The sequence below is a fragment of the Tessaracoccus sp. OH4464_COT-324 genome, from assembly GCF_003932855.1.
In the GTDB taxonomy this organism is placed as follows: domain Bacteria; phylum Actinomycetota; class Actinomycetes; order Propionibacteriales; family Propionibacteriaceae; genus Arachnia.
In genome coordinates this window covers 1-22,623 of record NZ_RQYZ01000008.1, presented here as the reverse complement: position 1 = coordinate 22,623, position 22,623 = coordinate 1, and the positions used below count along the sequence as shown (strand labels likewise).

The 22,623-nt window shown below is 68.4% G+C and carries 24 protein-coding genes; 12 read left to right on the top strand and 12 right to left on the bottom strand.

Features of this window, described 5'->3' with window-relative positions:
- From EII42_RS06100 to EII42_RS06075, 6 genes are all read right to left on the bottom strand, one after another.
- The gene (locus EII42_RS06100) at positions 1-411 is read right to left on the bottom strand and encodes a GNAT family N-acetyltransferase (protein WP_125171226.1); all 411 of its coding nucleotides are present in this window, start codon (positions 409-411) and stop codon (positions 1-3) included.
- On the bottom strand, positions 408-1,040 hold the full coding sequence (tsaB, locus tag EII42_RS06095; RefSeq protein ID WP_125171225.1) for a tRNA (adenosine(37)-N6)-threonylcarbamoyltransferase complex dimerization subunit type 1 TsaB: 633 nt from the start codon (positions 1,038-1,040) through the stop codon (positions 408-410). The genes EII42_RS06100 and tsaB overlap by 4 nt, the downstream gene beginning before the upstream one ends.
- Positions 1,037-1,951 carry a tRNA (adenosine(37)-N6)-threonylcarbamoyltransferase complex ATPase subunit type 1 TsaE gene (gene tsaE / locus EII42_RS13840; RefSeq protein ID WP_370318101.1) on the bottom strand — a complete coding sequence of 305 codons (915 nt, stop codon included), beginning with the start codon at positions 1,949-1,951 and terminating at the stop codon, positions 1,037-1,039. Before tsaE ends, tsaB begins: the two co-directional genes overlap by 4 nt.
- A 25-nt stretch (positions 1,952-1,976) precedes the next feature.
- Positions 1,977-4,133 carry a DEAD/DEAH box helicase gene (locus EII42_RS13450; RefSeq protein WP_125171224.1) on the bottom strand — a complete coding sequence of 719 codons (2,157 nt, stop codon included), beginning with the start codon at positions 4,131-4,133 and terminating at the stop codon, positions 1,977-1,979.
- Positions 4,134-4,222: 89 nt separating this feature from the next.
- Complete coding sequence (locus tag EII42_RS06080; RefSeq protein ID WP_125171223.1) at positions 4,223-5,362, bottom strand: glycosyltransferase family 1 protein; 1,140 nt, start codon at positions 5,360-5,362, stop codon at positions 4,223-4,225.
- A gap of 59 nt (positions 5,363-5,421) precedes the next feature.
- Positions 5,422-5,913, bottom strand: coding sequence for a copper chaperone PCu(A)C (locus EII42_RS06075; protein ID WP_233558300.1), 492 nt, complete (start codon positions 5,911-5,913; stop codon positions 5,422-5,424).
- Positions 5,914-5,957: 44 nt separating this feature from the next.
- On the opposite strand from EII42_RS06075, the gene EII42_RS06070 reads away from it, so the two are divergent.
- The 3 genes from EII42_RS06070 (at position 5,958) to EII42_RS06060 (ending at position 9,188) form a co-directional block, all read left to right on the top strand.
- Positions 5,958-7,124: a Dyp-type peroxidase gene (locus EII42_RS06070; RefSeq protein WP_125171221.1), complete on the top strand. Its 1,167-nt coding sequence runs from the start codon at positions 5,958-5,960 to the stop codon at positions 7,122-7,124.
- A gap of 260 nt (positions 7,125-7,384) precedes the next feature.
- Positions 7,385-8,758, top strand: a complete 1,374-nt coding sequence (locus EII42_RS06065) for a tryptophanase (RefSeq protein WP_125171220.1) — start codon at positions 7,385-7,387, stop codon at positions 8,756-8,758.
- A gap of 61 nt (positions 8,759-8,819) precedes the next feature.
- Positions 8,820-9,188, top strand: a complete 369-nt coding sequence (locus EII42_RS06060; protein WP_125171219.1) for a RidA family protein — start codon at positions 8,820-8,822, stop codon at positions 9,186-9,188.
- A gap of 43 nt (positions 9,189-9,231) precedes the next feature.
- Here EII42_RS06060 and EII42_RS06055 read toward each other — a convergent pair whose 3' ends face one another.
- The 3 genes from EII42_RS06055 to glmS all read right to left on the bottom strand — a co-directional run bounded on the left by EII42_RS06055 (position 9,232) and on the right by glmS (position 12,859).
- Positions 9,232-10,602 (bottom strand): NAD(P)H-hydrate epimerase, encoded by a 1,371-nt coding sequence (locus EII42_RS06055; RefSeq protein WP_125171218.1) that lies wholly within the window; start codon positions 10,600-10,602, stop codon positions 9,232-9,234.
- Positions 10,599-10,946 carry a holo-ACP synthase gene (locus EII42_RS06050; RefSeq protein WP_125171217.1) on the bottom strand — a complete coding sequence of 116 codons (348 nt, stop codon included), beginning with the start codon at positions 10,944-10,946 and terminating at the stop codon, positions 10,599-10,601. The genes EII42_RS06055 and EII42_RS06050 overlap by 4 nt, the downstream gene beginning before the upstream one ends.
- Positions 10,947-11,029: 83 nt before the next feature.
- A complete protein-coding gene (gene glmS, locus EII42_RS06045; RefSeq protein WP_125171313.1) occupies positions 11,030-12,859 on the bottom strand; it encodes a glutamine--fructose-6-phosphate transaminase (isomerizing) in 1,830 nt (609 codons plus the stop codon).
- A gap of 128 nt (positions 12,860-12,987) precedes the next feature.
- Between glmS and coaA the strand changes: the two genes are divergently transcribed.
- From coaA to EII42_RS06030, 3 genes are all read left to right on the top strand, one after another.
- Positions 12,988-13,923 (top strand): type I pantothenate kinase, encoded by a 936-nt coding sequence (gene coaA / locus EII42_RS06040; RefSeq protein ID WP_125171216.1) that lies wholly within the window; start codon positions 12,988-12,990, stop codon positions 13,921-13,923.
- Between the two features lie 68 nt (positions 13,924-13,991).
- On the top strand, positions 13,992-15,023 hold the full coding sequence (locus EII42_RS06035) for a CPBP family intramembrane glutamic endopeptidase (protein WP_125171215.1): 1,032 nt from the start codon (positions 13,992-13,994) through the stop codon (positions 15,021-15,023).
- A 42-nt stretch (positions 15,024-15,065) separates the two neighbouring features.
- Complete coding sequence (locus tag EII42_RS06030) at positions 15,066-16,487, top strand: aminopeptidase P family protein (protein WP_125171214.1); 1,422 nt, start codon at positions 15,066-15,068, stop codon at positions 16,485-16,487.
- A 22-nt stretch (positions 16,488-16,509) separates the two neighbouring features.
- On the opposite strand, the gene EII42_RS06025 is transcribed toward EII42_RS06030, so the two are convergent.
- Complete coding sequence (locus tag EII42_RS06025; RefSeq protein ID WP_158676424.1) at positions 16,510-17,358, bottom strand: alpha/beta fold hydrolase; 849 nt, start codon at positions 17,356-17,358, stop codon at positions 16,510-16,512.
- A gap of 94 nt (positions 17,359-17,452) precedes the next feature.
- Between EII42_RS06025 and EII42_RS06020 the strand changes: the two genes are divergently transcribed.
- Both EII42_RS06020 and EII42_RS06015 read left to right on the top strand, forming a co-directional pair.
- The gene (locus EII42_RS06020) at positions 17,453-17,824 is read left to right on the top strand and encodes an FKBP-type peptidyl-prolyl cis-trans isomerase (protein ID WP_125171212.1); all 372 of its coding nucleotides are present in this window, start codon (positions 17,453-17,455) and stop codon (positions 17,822-17,824) included.
- A gap of 197 nt (positions 17,825-18,021) precedes the next feature.
- Positions 18,022-18,402, top strand: a complete 381-nt coding sequence (locus EII42_RS06015; RefSeq protein ID WP_233558299.1) for an FKBP-type peptidyl-prolyl cis-trans isomerase — start codon at positions 18,022-18,024, stop codon at positions 18,400-18,402.
- 10 nt (positions 18,403-18,412) lie between these two features.
- Here EII42_RS06015 and EII42_RS06010 read toward each other — a convergent pair whose 3' ends face one another.
- Positions 18,413-19,024, bottom strand: coding sequence for a class I SAM-dependent methyltransferase (locus EII42_RS06010; RefSeq protein ID WP_125171211.1), 612 nt, complete (start codon positions 19,022-19,024; stop codon positions 18,413-18,415).
- 63 nt (positions 19,025-19,087) lie between these two features.
- On the opposite strand from EII42_RS06010, the gene EII42_RS06005 reads away from it, so the two are divergent.
- The 4 genes from EII42_RS06005 to EII42_RS05990 are packed head-to-tail and all read left to right on the top strand — an operon-like array spanning position 19,088 to position 22,402.
- Positions 19,088-20,362 (top strand): magnesium transporter MgtE N-terminal domain-containing protein, encoded by a 1,275-nt coding sequence (locus EII42_RS06005; protein ID WP_370318100.1) that lies wholly within the window; start codon positions 19,088-19,090, stop codon positions 20,360-20,362.
- Positions 20,355-20,861: a DUF1003 domain-containing protein gene (locus tag EII42_RS06000; protein WP_125171210.1), complete on the top strand. Its 507-nt coding sequence runs from the start codon at positions 20,355-20,357 to the stop codon at positions 20,859-20,861. The genes EII42_RS06005 and EII42_RS06000 overlap by 8 nt, the downstream gene beginning before the upstream one ends.
- Positions 20,848-21,207: a hypothetical protein gene (locus EII42_RS05995; RefSeq protein ID WP_125171209.1), complete on the top strand. Its 360-nt coding sequence runs from the start codon at positions 20,848-20,850 to the stop codon at positions 21,205-21,207. Before EII42_RS06000 ends, EII42_RS05995 begins: the two co-directional genes overlap by 14 nt.
- A gap of 43 nt (positions 21,208-21,250) precedes the next feature.
- Positions 21,251-22,402: an Mrp/NBP35 family ATP-binding protein gene (locus EII42_RS05990; protein ID WP_233558294.1), complete on the top strand. Its 1,152-nt coding sequence runs from the start codon at positions 21,251-21,253 to the stop codon at positions 22,400-22,402.
- Positions 22,403-22,454: 52 nt separating this feature from the next.
- Here the strand turns inward: EII42_RS05990 and EII42_RS13695 are convergent, their stop codons facing one another.
- Positions 22,455-22,580 (bottom strand): hypothetical protein, encoded by a 126-nt coding sequence (locus EII42_RS13695; RefSeq protein WP_255416246.1) that lies wholly within the window; start codon positions 22,578-22,580, stop codon positions 22,455-22,457.
- Positions 22,581-22,623 lie beyond the last annotated feature (43 nt).

Below are 22,623 nucleotides of genomic sequence, written 5' to 3'. Positions count from 1 at the left end.
TCACTCCCTTTCCATGATGATCGCGTCCACGCCCGCGCCGTAGTAGTTGCGGCGTCGGCTGATCTCCCGGAAGCCGTGTTTCGCGTAGAGCGCCTGCGCCGCCCGGTTGTCCTCGGCCACCTCCAGCAGAGCCCTGGCTCCCACACCGTCCAGCTCCCGCATGAGCCGATCCGCCACCCCGCGTCGGCGGTGCTCCGGAGACACCACGATCCGCAGCAGATCCGTCACGTCTCCCAGACCAAGCAGCAGCACACCGACGACGCTGCCGTCGGTAGCCACAGTGCAGGACCGGGCAGGGTGCGAGATCTCCTCAGCCCACGCGGCCTGGCTCCACCGGTTGCGCGGCGCGAAACCGAGTTCCAGTTCGATGATGCCCGCGAGGTGTTCCACCGTCGCCGGAACGAGTTTCATCTGCGGACCCTCAGCCTGGGCAGCGCAGACTTGGGCGCGCCCGGCACCGCAGCGTCCGCGGCGCGCAGATAGTACGGCTCCTCCCCCGCGACGGGCAGCTGGGCATGCCGCTGAGCGGCGAGCACGCAGTCGATGCGCACCTCCCCCGCGAACCGCACCCGAGGGCGGTACTCGGCGGGAATGTCACCGTAGACGGGCAGCTCCGGCAACGCCTCCGGCACCCCCACCTGCGGCTCGCCGACGCGTCGCCCACCCGAGTAGCGCGCCCAGAACAGCTCCTTGCGCCGGGCATCGCTCGCCACCACGAAGTCCTCGTCTGCGGCTACCCCCAGCGCCAACACGTCGAGCGAGCAGACGCGGTGCAGGCCGCGGGCAGCCGTGTACGCGAGAGTGGCCGCCGTCGCGATGCCCACCCTGAGGCCCGTGTACGGCCCGGGGCCCATGCCCACCACGAACTCGCCCACGTCGCCAAGCGCGTGCCCAGCCTCCGCCAGCACGCGCTGGATCGTGGGGATCAGCTCCTCCACGTGCGCCCGCGCGTCCGCCACGACAGCGCCCGGGCCGGGCTCACCGTCGATGGCCAGCCCGACGGCCACGTGATGCGAGGTGTCCACCGCCAGAGTGATCATTCAGCCTCCCGGAAGATGTCCAAAACGCCTGCCCAGCGCGGGCCGAAACCCGCAAGGTAGACGGTACGTTCCTCGTCGGCCGGGTCGTCGGATCTGTGGATCTCGATCTCCAGACGCTCGTCGTTCAGCCACTCGGACAGCCCACGGCCCCACTCGATGAGGGTCACGGAGGTGGGCTGGGAGTCCTGCAGGTCGATATCGGCCAACTCCTCGGCCGAGCTGAGCCGGTAGGCGTCCACGTGGACGAGGTCCGGCCCGTCAGCACCCGGGTGAACGCGCGAAATCACGAAAGTGGGCGAGATGATGGCGCCGGACACGCCCAGCCCCTCGCCGATGCCCTGGGTCAGCGTGGTCTTGCCCGCACCCAGCTCGCCCGTCGCGAGGATCACGTCGCCCGCGCGCAGCAGACCCGCCAGCCTGCGCCCGAGGTCGCGCATGGCTTCCGCGTCGGGCACCCGCACGGCGACGGGGAGGTCGCGCGCCAGCATCCAGCCCGTCGGGAAGGTCTCGCTTGTGGTGAAGCCCGCGTTACGCCACCACTCGACGGTGTACGGCAGGTCGGCGCGGGCGAAGAGCTGCACCCGGGTAAAACCCAGATCGGCAAGCGCGATCAGCGTGTTACGCACCATCTCTCGGCCGATGCCCTCCCCGGCCGCCTCAGGTAGCACGCTGACGCGGCGCAGCGTGGCTACGTCGGAGTCGAGATCCACCAGCAGTCCCGCGATCGCCATCCCGTCCCGCTCGACGATGACCCCCAGCCCGCGTTCCACATCCTTCGCGACGTCCGCCACCCGGTCACTCAGCGCGTCCGTCGGCGGGTCGAGCGGCGGCCGCAGAGCGAATGCCGCCTGGATCACCTGGTGCAGACGCTCGGCGTCGGCGGGCTCGGCAAAACGGATTTCGATGCTCATCAGGCTGCGATCCTACCCGCCGGGCTCAGTAGCGACGACGACGGAACCCGCGCTTGTTGAACCCGGACTTCTTGGGCGCGGCCTTGGGCTTGATCAGCTCCAGGTATCGCTCTTCGTCGATCGGTTCCGACTCTACCGCCCGCGCGCCGGTCAGCTCGCCGAGCTCGGCGGAGCCGGGCAGCGCGTCGAGCTGCTGCGCCTCAACACCGGCCTGACCCAGGATGCGCCGCATGAGGCGACGCTGATGCGGCAACACGATCGTCGCGACAGTGCCGTCCGTGCCCGCCCGGGCGGTACGCCCTGCGCGGTGGAGGTAGTCCTTGGAGTCGCGAGGCGGGTCCACCTGGAGAACCAGCGAGACGTCATCGACGTGGATCCCGCGCGCCGCCACGTCGGTGGCCACCAGCACCGGAACGTCACCGGATTTGAAGGCCGCCAGGATGCGGGCGCGCGCACCCTGGGTGAGGCCCCCGTGCAGCGCGCCGGCCATCACACCCGCGTCTCGCAGCTGGCCCGCGATCCGATCGGAGCCTTTCTGGGTGCGCGCGAACACGACAGTGCGGCCCGCCCGCGCGGCAATCTCCGCGGTAACGCGGATCTTCTCGTGCGGCCGAGTCTGCAGCGCAAGGTGGTTCATGGTGGTCACCGAGCCCTTATCGGAGTCGACCTCGTGCGTGATCGGATCGGTGAGATACTGGCGAACGATGCGGTCCACCGCCTCGTCGAGTGTGGCGGAGAACAGCAACCGCTGCCCGCTCGCGTCGGTGGCGTCGAGGATCGCTGTCACCTCGTCGGTGAAACCCATCTCTGCCATGTGGTCGGCCTCGTCGAGCACGGTGATCTCGACGTGGCTCAGGTCAGCCTCGCCCTGCTCCATGAGGTCAACGAGGCGACCGGGGGTCGCGATGACGACGTCCACGCCGCGCTGGAAGGCGCGGATCTGCGGGTTGTAGCTCATGCCGCCCGCGACCAGCTGGATGTCGAGCCCCGCCGCCTTCGCGAGCGGCGCCAGGTTGTCGGCGATTTGCAGTGCCAGCTCTCGGGTGGGGCTTAGCACGATGCCGCGCGGGCCCCGGCCTTCGCCCGCAGCCAGGCGGGTGAGCATCGCGAGCCCGAAGGCCAAGGTTTTGCCCGACCCGGTCTTGGCGCGGCCGAGCACGTCACGGCCGGCGATGGCGTCGCGGATCGTGGCTTCCTGGATCGCGAAGGGCTGCGTGATGCCCTGCGCGGCCAACACGCCCACCATGCGCGCGTCCACGCCCAGCTCGCTGAAGCCATTCACCACGCCTTCCTCGGCCTCGACGACCGTGGCCTCCCAGTCCATGTGGTCCTCGACGGGCGTGGTCGATTCCCGTGCGGGACGCTCGCCCCGATCGAAGCGGTTGCGGTCCCGACGTTCGAACCGGTCGGACCTTCCGGGCCGGTCGTCCCGGCCGGAGCGCTCGCCGCGGCCGAAACCCTCGCGCTCGAAGCGGTTGCGGTCCCGACGTTCGAACCGGTCGTCACTGCGGAATCCACGATCCTCGCGCAGAAAGCCGCGGCCCTCTGCGGGCTGGCGGTCCTCGCGGTAGAAGCCGCGAGTCTCCCGGAACCCGCGTTCGCCATGGCGTCGATCCTCACGCCTGCGGAAGTCGTCCCGGCTACGCTCGAAGCGCCCCTCGCCACGGTCGTCGCGATACTTGCGTTCGCGGAAGCGCTCATCGGGTCTCCCGTCGGCCCGGAAGTCTCGGTCGTTCCTCCAGCCCCGGGTGGGCTGCCCCTGCTTGTCGAACCTGTCGCGCTTGTCGAACCTGTCCCCGCGCTCAAACCGATCCCGCTTGTCGAACCTGTCGCGCTTGTCGAACCTGTCGCCGCGCTCAAACCGATCCCGCTTATCGAACCTGTCGCGCTTATCGAACCTGTCGCGCTTATCGAACCGATCGCGCTTATCGAACCTGTCGCCGCGCTCAAACCGATCCCGCTTGCCAAAGCCCTCCCGCTGGCCGCGCTCCCCGTCCTGGCCTCGCCGCCTGGCATCGTCGCCAAACTGCGCCGCCCGACGCTCCGCGCGGTTGGGCGCGAACCCCTCAGGCCGCTGCCCGCCCCTGCGTCGGGGGCCGCGCCCGCGCGCGGCACGTTGCTCCGGCGTCCACCTCTTCTTGGGTGTGCCGTCAGAATGATGAGATTTGGGACCGCGTGCCATGAAAGACCTTTGCGTAGAAGTGAAGTGGCCGCGAGTGCGCAGCCCAACTAGCTTAGGCCACCAGGGTGTGGATCCCCAATCCAGCCAGTTCAGGCCGCCAGCAACTCGCGACCGCGAACGCTCAGGGAGATCGCGTCCTCGTAGTGACCGACGAGTTCGGCGGCCACCCGCTGCCAGGTGCGTTCCAGCGTTGACGACCGCGCCGCCCGCGCGAAGGCCGCCCGCTTCGCGTCGTCCCCGATCAGATTCTGCACGTGCCCGCGGAGCTCCATCAGGTTGCCAGGCCGATACAGCAGACCGGTGCGCGAGTGGTCGATGAGGTCGATCGGCCCACCCGAACGTGGGGCGATCACCGGCAGGCCCGCGGCCTTGGCCTCCTGGATGGCCTGGCAGAAGGTCTCCAGTTCTCCAGGGTGCACGAACAGGTCCAACGTCGCCAACGCCCGGGGCAGTTTCTCACCTGTGAGCTGCCCCAGGAACACAGCCTCGGGTAGCGCCGCCTCCAGCTTGGCCCGGCTCGGCCCGTCGCCGATCACGACCAGTCTCGTGCCCGGGATGCCCGCCAGCACAGCTAGATCCTCAACCCGCTTCTCCGCGGCCAGCCGCCCCATGTAGCCGATCAGCCGCTCCCCGTTCGGGGCGAGCCTGCGTCGCAGGTAGGGGTCGCGCTTGGTCGGGCTGAACCGAATCGAATCCACGCCCCGGCCCCAGACACCCACCCGGGGTACCTGGTGCGAGATCAGCTGCTGCTTCGCGGGCGTAGAGGGAGCGAAGTTCAGCGTCGCCAGGGAGTGCACTCGACGGATCCGCTCCCACAGGATGCCCTCGAACGGCGCGAAGCCGTACTTGGTCGCGAAGCTCGGCACGTCGGTTTGATAGATACCCACGGTAGGGATGCCCATGCAGGCAGCCACCGTCGCCGCCTTGTAGCCCAGAACAAAGGGGGCTGCCAGGTGGACCACATCGGGAGCGAAGTCGAGAAACAGTCGCCTGAGGTGCAGCTTGGACGTCGTGGCCACCCGCACCACGTCGTAGCCCGGCAAGCCCAAGCTGGGCACAGCAACCACCGGGTAGCCGACGGCGGCCCCCGGTGTCTTGTCGCCGTCGGCCGGCGCGACTACCAGAGCTTCGTCCCCACGCTCGCGCAGATGTTCGAGCACCCGCAGCACGGAATTGGTCACCCCGTTTATCTGCGGCAAGAAGGACTCAGCAACTATCGCAACCCGCACGCGCCCCATGCTACCCGTTGAAGGTGCAAGCAGCTGGCAGGCCGAATGCCCTCCGCTGCTCAGCCGCTGTGGCCTTCGCCCTCGTGGGTGTGGTAGGTCTCCTGCTCCTCGGTGAACTCCTTCACGGGGGCGACGATGTCCAGTTTCTGCCCGTTGTCGAACGTGAGCTGGCACTTGACCTCCTCGGAGCCGACCGGCAACTGGCGGTTGAGCCCCATCAACATGATGTGCGGACCGCCCGGGGCCAAGTGCTCATGCCCCTCTGCGGGCACCGCAATGGCCTCGGTCTGGGTCATCATCATCTGCCCGTCCTTCTTCTCCATGATGTGCAACTCGGTCTTCTGAGCCACATCTCCACAGTCGGCAGCGGTGAGCTTAACCTCCTTGCTGGTGGGGTTGGTGAGGTTCACGAAGACCGCAGTCATCTCGGGCTTCTGCTTGCCATCGGTGGTGCGCACCCAGGGCTCGCCGGCGAGCACCCCTGGTGCTGCCGCCTGCGAGCATCCCACCAGCCCGAGGAGTGCTACGCCCAGCGGTACAACAAGTTTCATTCTCACGGCGACCACTCTACAGGCGAAGAGGTAGACTTCCGCCCATGTCGCGGATGTCCAGAAGAGGGGTGCTGTCGGCCGGGGCGGGTGCCATCACCGGACTCGGCCTCGCCGGAGGCATGTGGCTCACCGGCGCTCCTCCCGGCGAGCCCACGTCCAGCAGCCAAGGGCAGACGTACTCGCCCTTCGGCGAACACCAATCGGGGATCGTGACCCCGACGCCCGCCTCCGCCGAACTCGTCGCCCTGGACCTGAAGCCAGAGGTGGACAAGGCCGCGCTCGGGCGCCTGCTTCGGGTGTGGTCCACGGACATTGCCGCCCTCATGCGCGGCGTGCCCGCCCCCGGCGACACCATGCGAGATTTGGCGCAGCCCGGCACCTCGCTCACCGTCGTCGTCGGCCTGGGACCGCGCGTGTTCACCCTCGACGGCCTGCAAGACAAACTGCCCGCCGGCCTGCTCGCCGTACCACCGATGAAGCACGACCGGTTGACCGACGAATACTCCGGCGGAGACCTGCTGCTGTGGGCCAGCGCCGATGACTTCACCACCGTCGCCTACGCGCTCCGCCGGCTCGTGTCCGACGCCGCCGCCTGGGCAAACCCCCGCTGGCGGCAGCGCGGCTTCTGGCGAGGCGTCGACGGCGCCGGTCAGCCCGTGACCGGCCGCAACCTCTTCGGGCAGGTAGACGGCACCGCCAACCCCACCGGAGAGACCGCCCGTGAAACCATCTGGGCCACCGACGGTTGGCTCGCCGGGGGCACCCAACTCGTCGTGCGCCGCATCGCCATGAACCTCGACGAGTGGGAGAAGCTCACCCGCAATCAGATGGAGCGGGCCCTGGGACGTGACCTCGCCCACGGTGCGCCGCTTTCCGGCGGCACCGAGTTCTCCCCCATGGATTTCTCCGCCACCGACGACGACGGCCAGCCCGCCATCCCGCTCGACGCGCACGCCCGGCTCGCCCACCCCGAGAACAACCGGGGGCGGCGGATGCACCGTCGGGGCCTGAACTACTCCGACCACACCGGGTCTGGGCTCATCTTCAACGCGTTCCAAGCCGACATCACCAAACAATTCGTGCCGGTGCAGCGCACGTTGGACGACTCCGACGCCCTCAACGAGTGGACCACCGCCGTCGGCTCCGCAGTGTTCGCAATCCCACCGGGCATGCGCGAGGGCGGCTTCCTGGGCGAGGGACTCTTTCGCTGAGGCCTGCTCACGAAAGTGTTGTCAGCCGAGAGAGCCCCAGACGGGATTCATAGGGAGCTGAAACATCTGCCTCCTGTACCGGACGTGCAGGTCAAGAGGGATGAACGATTGGAGAATCACCCGATCCGGTGAGCCGCGCCCCCAGCAGAGCTTCCGAAACCGCCCTACCGCTGTCCCCGACGGCCCCGCGCCCGCCGCATCGGTAGGCTGGGCGCGAGCAACGACGCTCACGACGATCGAGACAAGGGAGTACTCAGGCGATGAAATATGTGGCGGAGCCGTTCAAGATCAAGATGGTGGAGCCCATCCGCATCACCTCCCGGGCCGAGCGCGAGGAGGCGCTCGCCGCGGCGCACTACAACACCTTCGGACTGGACGCAGACAAGGTGTACATCGACCTCCTGACCGACTCCGGAACCGGGGCGATGAGCGACGCACAATGGAGCGCGATGCTGCTGGGCGACGAGGCGTACTCGGGCGGCAAGTCCTACGCCCGACTGATGGACGTAGTCAAAGGGCTGTTCGGCTACCACTACGTCCAGCCCGTACACCAGGGCCGGGCTGCGGAGAAGATCCTGCTTCCGCTGCTGATCCGCAAACCAGGGCAGCTCGTGGTGTCCAACACCTTCTTCGACACGACGCGCGCCCACGTCGGCCTCGCCGGAGGGCGCGCCGTCGACTGCATCTGCCCCGAGGGGCTGGATACCGCCAGCCCGGCGGACTTCAAGGGCAACATGGACGTGGAGCGGCTCAAAGCGCTGATCGACGAGCACGGCGACGACATCGCCGCCGTCGTGATGACCGTCACCAACAACACCGTGGGCGGGCAGCCGGTTTCGCTGGCCAACCTGCGCGAAACCTACGAGGTGGCGCACGCCGCGGGCATCCCCGTCGTCCTCGACGCGGCCCGCTTTGCCGAGAACGCGCACTTCATCCGCAGCCGCGAACCCGGCTACGCCGACACCAGCCCAACCGAGATCGCCCGCGAGATGTTCCGCTTCTCCGACCTGTTCACCATGAGCGCTAAGAAAGACGGGATCGTCAACATGGGCGGGCTCGTGGGGGCCCGGGAGGCGGGCGCCATCGTCCAGCAGATCAAGTCGCGGGTGATCCCGATGGAGGGTTACCTCACCTACGGCGGACTCGCCGGGCGCGACCTGGACGCCCTCGCCGTCGGCCTCGTCGAGGGCCTGGACGAAAACTATCTCGCCTACCGCGTCGGCCAACTCGAATACCTGGCCGCCCGGCTGGACGAGCACGGGATCCCCTACCAGCGGCCCGTTGGCGGGCACGCGGTGTTCGTCGACGCGGGTCGGCTGCTGCCGCACATTCCCTGGACCCAGTACCCTGGACAGGCGCTGGCCGTCGAGCTGTATTTGGAGGCAGGCATCCGCAGCTGCGACATCGGCTCCTACCTGATGGACCGCGATCCCGTCACCCGGGAGGAGCAGCGCGCCCCCTTTGAGTTCACACGGCTCGCCGTGCCGCGACGGGTGTACACGCAGGCGCACCTCGACGTGGTGGCTGAGGCGCTGAAGACGATCCAGTCTCGCGCCGACGAGGTGCGCGGCCTGCGCATCGTGTGGGAACCCGACGTGCTGCGCCACTTCACGTCGCAGCTGGAGTTCGTTTGAGCCCGGCGGGCACACCAACCAGGCAGTAGCCTTCTCGAAAGAACCAGCCGATAGGAGAACCATGATCATCTCAACCGACCGCGCCCCGCAGGCCATCGGCCCCTACTCGCAGGCCGTGCGCGCGGGCGATTTCCTGTTCGCATCCGGCCAGATCCCGCTCACGCCCGACGGCGTGCTCGTCGAGGGCGACGCCGCCACCCAGGCCACGCAGTGCCTCGACAATGTCGCCGCTGTGCTCGACGCCGCCGGGCTCACCCTGGCCAACGTCGTCAAGGTGACCGTGTTCCTCACCAGCATGGCCGACTTCGCGGCCGTCAACGAGGTGTACGCCGAGCGTTTCTCCGCCCCCTTCCCGGCCCGCTCCGCCGTCGCGGTGGCCGAGCTGCCGAAGGGCGCGAAGGTGGAGATCGAGGTGGTGGCGCGGGCCTAGCTGCGCTGGCTCCTGCTGGCGGGTTAGGCTTCCGCCGCCCGGCCTAACCCGCCAGCTCGGCGATCACCCCCGGCAGGAAGGCGGCCGCGCTGTCCGGCGGATAGGGCCCCGGGTGGCGCCTGGCCGCCAGCGCCTGGACACTAGCGCCCGCCGTCGCGGCCTGCCACGGCGCCAGCCCCTGGGCGAGCAGCGCGCCGCAGATCCCGGCCAGCACATCGCCCGACCCCGCGACGGCGCTCCAGCCGACGCCGCCCAGCGCGACGGTGACCACACCGTCGGGGCGGGCGACGTACTGCGTTCCGCCCTTCAGCAGGCAGGTGGCACCGGTGCGCATCGCCGCCAGCCGGGCGCTGCCCATCGGGTCGCGCTCCACCTGGCGGCGCTCAACACCCAGCAACCGGGCCAGCTCGCCGGCGTGCGGCGTGATGAGCCAGTTGGCGTGACGGCCCTCGGGCAGCGACTGGATGGCCTCCGCGTCCGCCACCACGGGCAGCCCGGTGTCCGCAGCCGCCCGGGCGCGCGCGGCGTCGGGGGCGCCCCAGCCGGAGCCGATGACGACAGCCTGCGCCCGGCCCCAGCCGGCCACGACGCTCGGATACCTGGCGAGTACCTGGCCGACTGCCGGTCCCACGTAGCGCACTAGGCCCGCACCGGCGTGCAATGCCCCCGCGGCGGTGAGCACCGCGGCGCCAGGGAAACGCTCCGAGCCGGTGTCGAGCAACACCACGCCGCGCGAATACTTGTCGCTCGACGCGTCGGGGGTTCGCCACCAGCGGCTCAGGTCACGCTCCTCCACCGCCGCCGCACGTGCGACGTTGACGGCCACCCCGATGTCCGCCACCACCACCCGGCCGCAGCGCGCCGCCGCCGGGTGGCATTCGTGGCACGGCTTCGCCGCAGCAAAGGTGACGGTCACGTCGGCCGCGAAGCTCGGGTGCGCCTCGGGCGAGTCCGCATCCAGGCCGCTCGGCAAGTCCACGGAGACGACGGTGGCGCCCGCCTCCGCAGCGGCCCGCGCGACGGCGGCCACGTCGTCGGGCAGTCCCGGGCGCGAGCCGAGCCCGGTGAAGGCATCCAGCACCACCGTCCCGGGCGACAACTCCGCCCTGACCGCCGCCTCATCGGCGACGACGGCGCCAGCCGCTCGGGCCGCCGCCAGCCCCTGCGGGTGCGCGGCGCCGAGCGGCAGCCAACACATGACGGGCAGCGTCTGGGCCAGCTCGGCCGCCGCGAACAGCCCGTCGCCGCCGTTATTGCCGCTACCGGCTACGACAAGCACCCGCCGAGGCGTCAGCCGAGCCACCTCCTCGACGACGGCGCGGGCCGCGCGCGCCATCAGATCGGCGCCCGGGTCCTCCGCCCACACTGCCTGCTCGGCGGCGCGCATCTCCGCAGCCGTGACGATGGGCCTCACGATTCGCACACCACCATCGCGGTGGCGAAGCCGCCGTCGTGGGAGATGCTGAGGTGGATGTTGCTGACCCCCAGCCGTTCGGCGAGCACCGCGACGGTGCCGCCCAGCCGGAACTGTGGCCGGCCCTCGTCGCGCACCACTTCGCAGTCCTGCCAGCTGAGCCCACCAGGTGAGCCGAGGGCTTTCGCCAGCGCCTCCTTGGCCGCGAACCTGGCAGCCTGCGACTCGATCCGCAGCTGCCGTTCCCTCTCAGTGAGCAGTCTGAGCGCTAGGCCGGGCCGCCGGGCGAGCGCTCGCTCGAAACGCTCGACGACAATCAGGTCAGTTCCGATGCCAACGATCATGCCCCAACTCTATGCGCGCAGCGGCGACCCGCCCCGGCGTATCCCGGCAGCGCGACCACCGTCCCGGGCTGCTGGGGCGGGGATCACTCGACGGTAACGGACTTCGCCAGGTTGCGCGGCTGATCTACGTCGTGGCCCAGCTCGGTGGCCAGCTGGCAGGCGAAGAGTTGCAGCGGGATGATCGCGACGAGCGGCTGCAGCAGCGTGGACACGTGCGGCAGCGGCCAGAAGGTGTCCGCGTGGGCGCGGGCCCCGTCGTCGCTTTCCTCGGCCAGCACGATGGTGCGTGCGCCGCGGGCCTGGACCTCGGCGATGTTCGCAATCACCTTGTCACGCAACTGATCGCGCCCGGCGGGGGGCACCACGACGAACACCGGCAGGTCGTCGCACACTAGCGCGATCGGGCCATGCTTCAATTCACCGGCCGCGAACCCCTCGGCGTGGATGTAGGCCAGTTCCTTGAGCTTCAGCGCGCCCTCCAGCGCCGCCGGGTAGCCGACGTGGCGGCCGAGGAAGAGCATGGAGCGCTTCGAGCGCAGCTCCCCGGCCAGGCGGTACACGTCGTCGGCTGCTGCGAGCATCGTCGCGATGTGCTCGGGCATCCGCTCTAGTTCGCGCATCAGGTGGGCGATCTCGTCGCCATACTTCATACCGCGCACCTGGGCCAGGTACAGGCCCAGCAGGTAGCACGCCACCAGCTGGGTGGTAAAGCCCTTCGTGGAGGCGACCCCGATCTCCGGGCCAGCGTGGGTGTAGAGCACCGCGTCGGACTCGCGCGGGATGGTGGCGCCGTTGGTGTTGCAGATCGCGATGACCCGCGCGCCCTGCTCGCGCGCATGCCGGATGGCCATCAGGGTGTCCGCGGTCTCACCCGATTGGGAGATCGCCACCACCAGGGTGTTCGCGTCGATGATCGGATCGCGGTAGCGGAACTCGCTGGCCAGCTCAACCTCGCACGCGATGCGCACCCAGTGCTCGATGGCGTACTTCGCGACGAAGCCCGCGTAGTAGGCGGTGCCGCAGGCGATGATGACGATCTTGTTTACTCGGCGCAGCTCCTCCGGCCGAATGTTCAGTTCGTCGAGCACGAGCTCGCCGCGCTCGTCCTGCCTGCCCAGCAGCGTGTCCGCCACGGCGCGGGGTTGCTCGAAGATCTCCTTGCGCATGAACCAGTCGTGGCCCTGTTTCTCGGCGGCGCTGAGGTCCCAGTCGACGTGGTATTCCCGGTATTCGCCGGGTGAGCCGTCGAAGCCGGTCACGACGATGGTATCCGCGCTCAGTTCCACCACCTGGTCCTGGCCGAGTTCGATAGCGTCGCGAGTGTGCGCGATGAAGGCGGCCACGTCGGAGGCGAGGAAGAATTCGCCCGCGCCTCGGCCCAGAACCAGCGGTGAGTTGCGCCGCGCGGCGACGACGGTGTCGGGCGCCAGGGCGTCCACCGCAACCAGTGTGAAGGCCCCTTCGAGGCGCGACGCCACGGCGCGCATGGCGTCGGCCAGGCTGCGTCCTGCGGTCACCTCTTGGTTCAGGAGGTGGGCGGCCACCTCGGAGTCGGTGTCCGACAGGAACGGCCCGGGGAGTTCTGCGCGCAGCTGGGCGTGGTTTTCGATGATGCCGTTGTGCACCACCGCGATTCGTCCCGCCTGGTGGGGGTGGGAGTTGCGATCGGTGGGGCCGCCGTGGGTGGCCCAGCGGGTGTGGCCGATCGCGACGCGCGACGCGGGCAGCGGCTCCTCGACGATAGCTGCGGCGAGGTTGGCGATCTTTCCCGCCTTCTTCCGAACCGCGATGCCTTCCGCACCGACTACCGCGACTCCCGCCGAGTCGTAGCCGCGGTACTCCAGCCGCTTGAGTCCCTCGATAACGATTTCCTGGGCCGATAGCCCCCCGACATATCCAACGATTCCGCACATGCACCGAAACTTAACAGTTCGACTGCGCATTACTTGACATTTTATCCGGCGCGCTTGTCTGGGGCTCGCGGCTTTCGGTCCTCGGCCGCCGCCGCTACTGTTGGCTGGGTAACTCGCTGCAAGGAGCAATGGTGGCTCACCCTTACGTGACGCTGCAGCGCGCCCGCTGGGCCGCGCTGTCCGATCAAACATCGATCCGGCTGGATGCCGAAACCCTGGACCGGCTGCGCGGCATCGGAGACCCAACCAACCAGACGGACATCGCCGAGGTCTACCGGCCGCTCACCCAGCTGCTGCACCTGACCATGGAGAACGCCGGTCGGCTGAACGAGGAACGCAACTCCTTCCTGCGCGTCAACGAGGCCCGCACCCCGTTCGTGATCGGGATAGCCGGTTCGGTGGCGGTCGGCAAGTCCACCGTGTCGCGCCTGCTCCAGGAGCTGCTCAGGCAGGCGCCCGGCTCGCCGAAGGTGGACCTGATCACCACCGACGGATTCCTATACCCCAACGCGGAGCTAGCCAGGCGCGGCATCCTCGACCGCAAGGGCTTCCCCTACTCGTACGACCGTCGGGCGCTGCTCAACTTCGTCATTGACGTCAAGTCGGGCCTGCCGCGCGTCGAGGCGCCCGTTTACTCGCACTCGAAGTACGACATCGTCAGCGGCGAGAAGCTCGTGATCTCGTCACCGGACATCCTCATCATCGAGGGGCTGAACGTGTTGCAGCCGCCACGGGTGGAGCGCGACGGCAGGATGGGGCTCAGCGTGAGCGACTTCTTCGACTTCTCGGTGTTCGTCGATGCCGCCGAGGAGCACATCAAAGGCTGGTTCACCGAGCGTTTCCTGGAGCTTAGGCGGCGCGCGATCGGCAAGACGGAGGGCTTCTTCGTACAGTTCCAAACCATGAGCGACGACGAGGCCCGCGCCTTCGCCCACCAGGTGTGGAATGAGATCAACGGCCCGAACCTGCGGCACAACATCGCCCCGACGAAGGGGCGCGCCACCGCCATCCTCACCAAGGGTGCCGATCATCGGATAACCGAGATCAGCATCCGCAAGGTTTGACCCGACGGTGCCCGCCCCCGGCAGTAGACTTCCCTATCCCTGGCCCACAACCCTGCCCGGAGGAGTCGATGCAGGAACGAGACCACCAGCCCGACAAGGGACACGCCGCTGAGGGGCTGCCCGCCGAGGCCCTCACCGCCGCAGTTCTTCGGGAGCTTGTTGAGGAGGAATATCTGCCCGCCGACATCGCGTTGCGCCCGCTTCGAGGTTCGCGGGGAAGGATCGTCCTGTCGGTGCTTCTTCGGTTTGTCGCACTCCTTGCCGGCACGCTCGGGATCGTCGTCGCGCTGCTCTTCGTCGCCGCGCTGTTCGTCGGACGTGAGCAGGTCCGCAGTATGGAAACCGTGTACCCCGCACTGGCGCTGACCGTGGGCAGCCTTGTCGCTTATCTGCTGGTCGCCCGTTTCTTGGAGGGGCGGAAGTTCCTCGTGGAGTTGGCACCCCGTCGCCCCAGCGCACTGCTGATCGGCGTGGCCGGGGGCGGCGTCGCGTTCCTGCTGTGCTACGGCCTGATCGGCCTTTTCGGCGGCTACCAGGTGAGCTACGTCGGCATGAACTGGAGCGCGTTCGGAATGTCGGTGCTGTATGTCGGGCTTTCCGCCGGGGTGTTGGAGGAGATCCTGTTTCGCGGCGGCCTGTTTCGCCTATCCGAGGACATCTTCGGCACCTGGGGGGCAATCCTGATCTCCGCTGCGGCTTTCGGACTCGGGCACGCCTTCAACCCGAATAGCTCCGCGTGGAGCACGTTCGCGATCATCGTCGAGGTGGGGGTGTTATTCGGTGGGCTCTACGCCCTGACCCGCTCGCTGTGGCTGGTGATTGGCTTCCACAGCACGTGGAATGTTTCTCTGGCGGTGTTCGGCATCGCGGTATCGGGCAACGAGCCGGCTCGGATTCTCTTCAGTACCCGCGCCATCGGCTCTGCCTGGCTGACCGGCGGCGAGTTCGGAATGGAGGCCAGCATCGTGACGGTCACGCTGTTGGGCCTGCTGGGCCTGGTGGTGGTATTGCTGATCCTCGCCCGCGATCAGACTCTCTCGCCGCTGTGGCGACGCGGGCCGCAGCTCACCCAGACCGGGCCCGACGAGCTGGCGGTCTAGCGCGTTGGGCCGCCCGCGCGGCCACAGCCTACACTGGCGATCATGAGTGACTCCAACGCCAACCGCCGTGACCCCTTCTCCGAGCAGTTCAAGAAGTTCATCGTCTCCGACTGGGCTCCGTACCCCGCCGAGCTGCCCAACGAGCTGCCCAGCGCGCCGTGGGCAGCGACGCGCCGGAAGCGGTTGGTCGAGGAGTTCCCGGGCGCGACGCTGGTCCTGGCAGCCGGGCCTCTCAAGGTGCGCGCCAACGACACCGATTACCGCTTCCGCCCGCACACTGCTTTCGCCTACTACACGGGCCTGGGCGAGGACCGAGAGCCCGACGCGGCGCTGGTGCTGCGCGACGACAGCGCCATCCTGTTCTTCCGGCCACGCGCGCCTCGCACCGACCGCGAGTTCTACGCGGATGCCCGCTACGGCGAGATGTGGGTGGGTCAGCGCGATTCCCTGGATGAGATGGCTGCGGCCACCGGTTTGGAGTGCCGAGACATCCGTTCCCTGGAGGAGCACCTGGCCGGGGCGGAGCGGCTGCTCGTGATCCGCGAGGCCGACCCTGCAGTCACCGAGCTGGTGGATCGGCTGCGCGGCCAGGAGGATGCCGACGATGCCGAGCTGATGCGCGTCTGCTCGTCGCAGCGCTTCGTGAAGGACGAGTTTGAGGTGGGCGAGATGTCCCGCGCGGTCGCCGCGACGAAGGTCGGGTTCGACGCGGTGGTCCGCGAGCTGCCAAACGCTGTGGCCAACGGCCGCGGCGAACGCTGGGTCGAGGGCGTCTTCGCACTGCATGCCCGCCATCTCGGCAACGCCGTCGGCTACGACACCATTGCCGCCGGCGGCGACCACGCCAACACGCTGCACTGGATCCGCAACGACGGCGACCTGCGCGAGGGGGACCTGCTGCTGCTAGATGCAGGCGTGGAGGTGAACACCCTGTACACCGCCGACATCACCCGCACGCTGCCCGTGGGCGGCAAGTTCACTGGCCCGCAGCGCCGCGTCTACGAGGCGGTGCTCAAGGCTCAGCGGGCGGGCATCGCCGCCTGTCGTGCCGGCGAGCCGTGGGCGAACGTGCACAAGGCGGCGGTGCGCGTCGTGGCGGAGTTCCTGGCGGAGTTGGGCCTCCTGCCGGTCAGCGTCGACGAGTCGCTGGCGGAGGACGGCGGCTATCATCGCCGCTGGATGGTGCACGGCACCTCGCACCACCTGGGCCTGGATGTGCACGACTGCGCCCACGCCTCCGCGCACGACTACCGCGAGGGTGTGTTGCGCCCGGGAATGATCGTCACGGTCGAGCCGGGCATCTACTTCAAGTCCACTGACCTGCTGGTTCCTGAGGAGTACCGCGGCATCGGGGTGCGCATTGAGGACGACGTGCTCATCACCGACGGCGACCCGGTGGTCCTGAGCGAGGCTTTCCCCAGCGAGCCCGACGATGTGGAGGCCTGGCTGGCCGGGGGCCGTTGACCCCCGGCCGGCCCTGCCGGTTTCAGTGACCCAGCCTGGTGTCGCCCTCGGTGACGTCGTAGACCGACCAGTGCTCCTGCTTAAGCCTGCGGAAGAATCCGCGGATGATGTCCGCGACGGTGCCGGGGGCGGCGACCGTGATCATATGGGCCACGTCGGGCACGATGCGCATGTCCGCGCCCGGCGCGGAGGTCAGCACCAGTTCGACATCGCCCATCGGGGTGGACACGTCGTGCTCGCTGGCGACGAGAAGCATCGGCGTATAGATGCGGTCGAGGTCGCCGCGCAGGTCGTGGGTGGCGAGGCAGCGGCACAGCTGGGCGTAGGAATGATCGTCGGCTGCGGCCAGGCCCTCCATGATCGCCGCTACCTTGCCTGGTTCCTCCGCAATGTAGTCGCGGCGGAACCAGCGGCGCTGGGCGTCCTCGACAAGCGCCACAGTGCCTTTCTCCTCCACAAGCCGGGCGCGCTCCTCCCAGGCCTCCGGGGAGGTACCGACGGTGGCCGCCGAGGCGACAACGATCACACCCGCCAGTTCATCGGCCATGTCCCTGGCCAGGTACATGGCGAGCGCTCCGGTCAGGGATAGCCCGCCGACGAAAGTGGGAGCGCCGGGCCGCAGCTGCTGAACCTTCCTCACCGTCTCTGCGAACGCGCTGGCCACGTTCTCCATCGTGGGTTCGACGGTATCATCCCACACGTCGCCCATGCCCTGTCCGGGCAGATGGGTGAAAACGATGAGCGCATCGTCGGCGAGGTGCCCCGCGACTTGCTCCCACTGGTGGGTGGTGTCGCCGCCAAGGGAACCGCCGAGGACGAGAATGCGATTGGCTTCGCTGTCCGGGTTGTACACATGCCAGGTGAGTTCCATGAGAACAAACCTACCCAGTGGCGATGCGGCCCCGAGCGGCAGCCATAGTTTTCGCGGTTCTCGCCCGGCTGGGCCCTCGGATAGGCTGGACAGCATGGAAAAGCCACTTGTTGAAATACCGGATGCTTCGGCCCCCACCGATCTGGTCCTTGATGACCTCGTCGTCGGCGAGGGAGAGGAGGCAAAGCCGGGTGACCGCGTCCTCGTGCACTACGTCGGTGTCGCGTGGAGCGACCACAAGCAGTTCGACGCGTCCTGGGATCGCGGGCAGCCGCTGTCGTTTCGGCTCGGCGCCGGTGAAGTGATCGCCGGCTGGGATCAGGGCATCGCGGGGATGAAGGTGGGCGGTCGTCGGCGCATCACTATTCCGCCGCATCTCGGCTACGGCGAGTTCGGGGCGGGCGGCGTGATTCGCCCGAACGAGACGCTGGTGTTCGTCTGCGACCTGGTGGAGGTGCAGCGATGAAGCGCCGCGTTCTCCTGACCGGCGTGCTGGCCGCCGGCCTGCTGGCGGCTTGCTCCGCTGAGAAGCGCCCCCCAGCATCGTCCGCCTCTGCCCAGCCCGAGGCGAGCGAGTCCGCCGCAGCGAGCGAGCAGGCGATGCCTCAGGAGAGCGCGCCTGCCCCGCAGGAGCCGCAGAAGCCCGGCAGCGTGAGCGAGGTCCTGGGCGACCGGAAGCCGCCGAAGATTGAGAAACCTGCGGGGGATCCCCCCGCCGAACTCAAGATCGAGGACGAGATCGTGGGTGAGGGTGCGGAGGCCAAGGCTGGCGATGTGCTGACCGTGCATTACTCCGGGGTGGCGTGGAGCACCGGCGAGGAGTTCGACTCTTCTTGGCCGCGCGAGCCCTTCCAATTCGTCCTGGGCCGGGGCATGGTGATCGAGGGCTGGGACGAGGGTCTTCTCGGCATGAAGGTCGGCGGCCGTCGGCGCATCATCATCCCACCGCAGCTCGGCTATGGCCCGGCCGGTGCCGGCGACGCGATCGGCCCGAACGAGACCCTGATCTTCGTCTGCGACCTGGTGGCCGCGCAGCCGATGTGATCGTCGTTGATTAGTTGCGCAGCCCGATGGCCTGGACCACCGCGGCCAGGCCATCGTGGCCGTAGCCTTCTTTGAGCACCCGCTCGACGATGCGCACGTCCAGCCGCCACCCGTCGGCCCAGGTTTCCGCCAGGTCTGCCCTGGTAGTGAGCCGGGATATGTCGTGCGGTCCGCCGCTGGAGAGTTGGCGCTGCGCGGGCGAAAAGGACTCCCACAACAGCACCGCGCCGGGAGCGCACTGGCGGGTCAGTTCCCGCGCCACGGCGGCGCGCAGCTCGGGCGCCAGGTGCACGAAGATGAAGACGATCCCGTCCCAGGGCTCGGGCGCTTCCCCGAAGCCGACGTAGTGTTCGAGCCCGACGTGCCACGTCTCCAGTTCGACCCCGCGGCTGGCCGCCAGTTCGCGCGCCTTGGCCAGGCCGACGCTCGACTGGTCGAGGCTCACCACCCGGTGTCCCAGCCCCGCGAGGTGGACGCCGTTGCGGCCCTCCCCGTCGCCGACGCACAGCACCCGCGAGTTCGGTCGGAGGAAGTGCGCGTTGTCGCGCAGAAACGTGTTCGGCTCGGTGCCGTAGCGGGCCCCCTCGGCCCGGTAGCGCTCGTCCCAGTGTGCTTCGCTCATGTCTGCCCCGTCCTAGGTGTCGGTATCTAGGCTATCCAGCGGCAGGCCGGTAGATTAGGCGATATGGCTCAGGTGTTTATTTCGCGCGTCGTCGGCCTGCCGCTGGTGGACGCCTCGGACTCCCAGGTGGGGAGGGTGAAGGACATCATCTGTTTCGCCCGCTCCGACGGGCGCCCGCCGCGCGTGAAGGGCCTGGTCGTCGAGTTGTTCGCTCGGCAGCGAATCTTCGTTCCGATGGTGCGCGTGCACCACATCAGTTCCGACCAGGTGTCCATCCAGGGCACCATCGACACCAGGAAGTTTCAGCGGCGTGAGGGTGAGTTGCTCGTCGCCGCCGACCTGTTCGATCTGCCGCTGGAGCGCGGTGATGGCACCGCGGAGATCCTCGACGTCAGCATGACCGAGGTGCGCAGCCACCAGTGGGAGTTGAGCCAGGTGGCGGTGCGCCGCGTGACGCGCGTCGGCCGCTTCGGTTTCGGCGGGAAGTCCGATCCGAAGGTGGTCAGCTGGCGCGAGATCCCGGCGCTGCACGCCTCCACCGGGCGCACCACCGCCAACCTGATTGCCGAGTTCGCCGACATGAAGCCCGCCGATGTCGCTAAAGAGCTGCACGACATGGACCAAAAGCAGCTCGATGAGGTGCTCGACGCCCTCGACGACGAGACCCTCGCCGAGGCGATCGAGGAACTGCCGGAGGAGGAGCAGATCAAGGTCATCTCCGGCCTCGACACCGAGCGGGCCGCCGATGTGCTGGGCGAAATGGATCCCGACGATGCCGCCGACCTGATCCGCGACCTGCCCGTCGCGGTCGCGGAGGATTTGCTGGAGCACATGGAGCCGGAGGAGGCCTCCGACGTGCGCCGGCTGCTGGTGTACGGGGAGTTCACCGCAGGCGGCATGATGACGCCCGAACCCGTGATCCTGGGCACCGACGCCACCGTCGCCGAGGGGCTGGCGCGGGCCCGCAACGAGGAGCTGACTCCCGCGCTGGCGTCGATGGTATTCGTGTGCCGCTCGCCGCTGGAGACTCCCACCGGCCGATACTTGGGTGCCGTGCACTGCCAGCGGCTGCTTAGGGAGGCGCCGACGCTGCTGGTGGCAGCGATGATGGACGAGAACCTGGAGCCGCTGCACACCGGCGACCCGCTGTCGAAGGTGAGCCGGTTCTTCGCCACCTACAACCTCGTGGTTGCGCCCGTGGTGAACGACGCCGGCCAGCTCGTGGGCGCGGTCACCGTCGATGATGTGCTCGACCACATGCTGCCCGACGACTGGCGCGGGGACCAGATGGACGGTGAACTACCGACGGACGATAGGGGGGCGGTGACCGATGGCTGACAACGATCTGTCCAAGCCGCGCACGAGACGACGTTCTTTCTTCCCCAAGATGCAGATGGACTCCGAGAAGTTCGGGGTGTTCGCGGAGGGGTTCGCGCGTTTCATGGGCACCGCGAAGTTCCTGGTGTACATGACGGTCTTCGTCGTCGTGTGGGTGGTGATCAACCTGGTGGGCGTCTTCGGGCTCAAGTGGGATCCGTACCCTTTTATCCTGCTCAACCTGTTCTTCTCCACGCAGGCATCCTATTCGGCGCCGCTGATCCTGCTCGCGCAGAACCGGCAGGAGGTGCGCGACAAGATCAGCCTCGACGAGGACCGTCGCCTGGCTGCGCAGTCACGGGCCGACATGGATTTCTTGGCCCGCGAGATCGCGTCCATCCGTATGCACCTGGGCGAACTCGCCACCCGTGATTTTGTCCGCTCCGAGCTGCGCGGTGAGCTGCGCGACGTCGTGGAGCACATCGACCAGAAGCTGGAGCAACTCAATGAGTCCCGTTGATCGAATCGACGATGCGCCCACCACAGTGCGCTGGTTCGCGGTGGTGAGCCTGTGCGGCCACCTGCTTCTGCTGGGCTCCGCCGCCTACGCCCTCTGGGTGATCGCGGGCCGGGGTTGGGTGGGCGCCGGCGCAGCGGCCGCGCTCGTCGTCGCCTATGTGCTGCTGTGGCGGTTCTGGCTGGCCCCCGGCTCCCGGCAGCGGCTGGGGGTGCGTGAACGGCTGGGGCTGAAGCTGATCCTGGTGCCGCTGCTGGCGGTGTTCACGGCGCTCGGCGAGGTGCCGGTGCTCGGCGTGGTGGCGGCGTCGTTCATCTTCCTAGGCGACTACCTGAACGAGCGCTCGTAGGCCCTCGTTGGCAGTATGTGCCGAAGATGGAACAATTGGCCAGGTGAGTGAACATCCGCTGATTCCCTTGGTCCGTCAGGCGCTGCACGGTGTGGAGGATCCCGAGATCCGCCGCCCGATCACCGAGCTGGGCATGGTCGACGACATCACCGCAGATGATTCGGGCGCGGTGCACGTGCGCGTGCTGCTCACCGTCGGCGGCTGCCCTATGCGTGAGGAGATCACCGGCCGGGTGCGGGCCGCCGTCGAACCGATCGAGGGGGTCACGAGCGTCAGCGTGGAGCTGGGCGTCATGAACGACGAGCAGCGCGAGGCGATGCGGTCCCTGCTGCGCGGCGGCCGCCCGGAGAAGGTCATCCCGTTCGCGCAGCCGGGCAACCTGACGAAGGTGATCGCGGTGGCCTCCGGCAAGGGCGGGGTGGGCAAGTCGTCGATCACGGTGAACCTCGCGGTGGCTCTCGCCCAGGCCGGACGCCAGGTGGGTATCCTCGACGCCGACATCTACGGCCACTCCGTGCCCGACCTGCTGGGGCTCGGCGACGCGCGCCCCACCGTCGTGGACGACATGATCATGCCGGTGCCCGCAGTGGCCGGGATCAAGGTGATCTCCATGGGGATGTTGAAGGCTTCGCGCGACCAAGTCGTGGCGTGGCGTGGCCCGATCCTCGACCGCGCGATCACGCAGCTGCTGAGCGACGTGTTCTGGGGCGACCTCGACTACCTGCTGCTCGACCTGCCGCCGGGCACGGGTGACGTGGCGATGAGTCTCGGCCAGAAGATCCCCGGCTCCGAGGTGCTGGTGGTCACGACCCCGCAGCTGGCTGCGTCGGAGGTTTCCGAGCGGGCGGGCACGATGGCGCACATCATGGAGCAGCGCGTGCTCGGCGTGGTGGAGAACATGGCGTGGCTTGAGCATCCCTGCTCGCACTGCGGACAAAGCGAGCGCATCCACCTGTTCGGCCAGGGAGGCGGCGAGCTCGTGGCGGAGGCGCTGTCCGGGCGGCTGGGTTACCCGGTGGAGTTGCTGGCGCAGGTGCCGTTCGACGAGCAGCTCCTCGCCGGCGGCGATCGCGGCACGCCCATCGTTGACGCGGCGCCGCAGCACCCGGCGGCACAGGCCATCGTGGGACTCGCCGCCGAGCTCATCGAGCGCAAGCCCTCACTCGTCGGGCAGCGGCTGAACCTGCTGACCTAGGCTCTGTTTCGAAAGTCATACCGGGGCGCGGCACACCGGATCCGGCGATTCTCTAAATGGTCTCGCTCACCGACGGCTCCACCCGAGACGCGGGGCGTGTGCCCACGACGGTGGTGAGTGCCGCGAGTATGAGCGCGAGTATGGCGGCGGTGGTGTACCAGGGGGTGTTATTGGTCATCGGTGCCGAATTGTTTGCGTAGTTCTGCGGCTAGTTCGAGCAT

Excerpts from the sequence above, each read along its gene's own strand:
- EII42_RS06100 (WP_125171226.1), bottom strand. The coding sequence starts at position 411 with ATGAAACTCGTTCCGGCGACGGTGGAACACCTCGCGGGCATCATCGAA.
- tsaB (WP_125171225.1), bottom strand. The coding sequence starts at position 1,040 with ATGATCACTCTGGCGGTGGACACCTCGCATCACGTGGCCGTCGGGCTG.
- tsaE (WP_370318101.1), bottom strand. The coding sequence starts at position 1,951 with ATGAGCATCGAAATCCGTTTTGCCGAGCCCGCCGACGCCGAGCGTCTG.
- EII42_RS13450 (WP_125171224.1), bottom strand. The coding sequence starts at position 4,133 with ATGGCACGCGGTCCCAAATCTCATCATTCTGACGGCACACCCAAGAAG.
- EII42_RS06075 (WP_233558300.1), bottom strand. The coding sequence starts at position 5,913 with ATGAAACTTGTTGTACCGCTGGGCGTAGCACTCCTCGGGCTGGTGGGA.
- EII42_RS06070 (WP_125171221.1), top strand. The coding sequence starts at position 5,958 with ATGTCGCGGATGTCCAGAAGAGGGGTGCTGTCGGCCGGGGCGGGTGCC.
- EII42_RS06065 (WP_125171220.1), top strand. The coding sequence starts at position 7,385 with ATGAAATATGTGGCGGAGCCGTTCAAGATCAAGATGGTGGAGCCCATC.
- EII42_RS06060 (WP_125171219.1), top strand. The coding sequence starts at position 8,820 with ATGATCATCTCAACCGACCGCGCCCCGCAGGCCATCGGCCCCTACTCG.
- EII42_RS06050 (WP_125171217.1), bottom strand. The coding sequence starts at position 10,946 with ATGATCGTTGGCATCGGAACTGACCTGATTGTCGTCGAGCGTTTCGAG.
- glmS (WP_125171313.1), bottom strand. The coding sequence starts at position 12,859 with ATGTGCGGAATCGTTGGATATGTCGGGGGGCTATCGGCCCAGGAAATC.
- coaA (WP_125171216.1), top strand. The coding sequence starts at position 12,988 with ATGGTGGCTCACCCTTACGTGACGCTGCAGCGCGCCCGCTGGGCCGCG.
- EII42_RS06035 (WP_125171215.1), top strand. The coding sequence starts at position 13,992 with ATGCAGGAACGAGACCACCAGCCCGACAAGGGACACGCCGCTGAGGGG.
- EII42_RS06030 (WP_125171214.1), top strand. The coding sequence starts at position 15,066 with ATGAGTGACTCCAACGCCAACCGCCGTGACCCCTTCTCCGAGCAGTTC.
- EII42_RS06025 (WP_158676424.1), bottom strand. The coding sequence starts at position 17,358 with ATGGAACTCACCTGGCATGTGTACAACCCGGACAGCGAAGCCAATCGC.
- EII42_RS06020 (WP_125171212.1), top strand. The coding sequence starts at position 17,453 with ATGGAAAAGCCACTTGTTGAAATACCGGATGCTTCGGCCCCCACCGAT.
- EII42_RS06010 (WP_125171211.1), bottom strand. The coding sequence starts at position 19,024 with ATGAGCGAAGCACACTGGGACGAGCGCTACCGGGCCGAGGGGGCCCGC.
- EII42_RS06005 (WP_370318100.1), top strand. The coding sequence starts at position 19,088 with ATGGCTCAGGTGTTTATTTCGCGCGTCGTCGGCCTGCCGCTGGTGGAC.
- EII42_RS06000 (WP_125171210.1), top strand. The coding sequence starts at position 20,355 with ATGGCTGACAACGATCTGTCCAAGCCGCGCACGAGACGACGTTCTTTC.
- EII42_RS05995 (WP_125171209.1), top strand. The coding sequence starts at position 20,848 with ATGAGTCCCGTTGATCGAATCGACGATGCGCCCACCACAGTGCGCTGG.
- EII42_RS13695 (WP_255416246.1), bottom strand. The coding sequence starts at position 22,580 with ATGACCAATAACACCCCCTGGTACACCACCGCCGCCATACTCGCGCTC.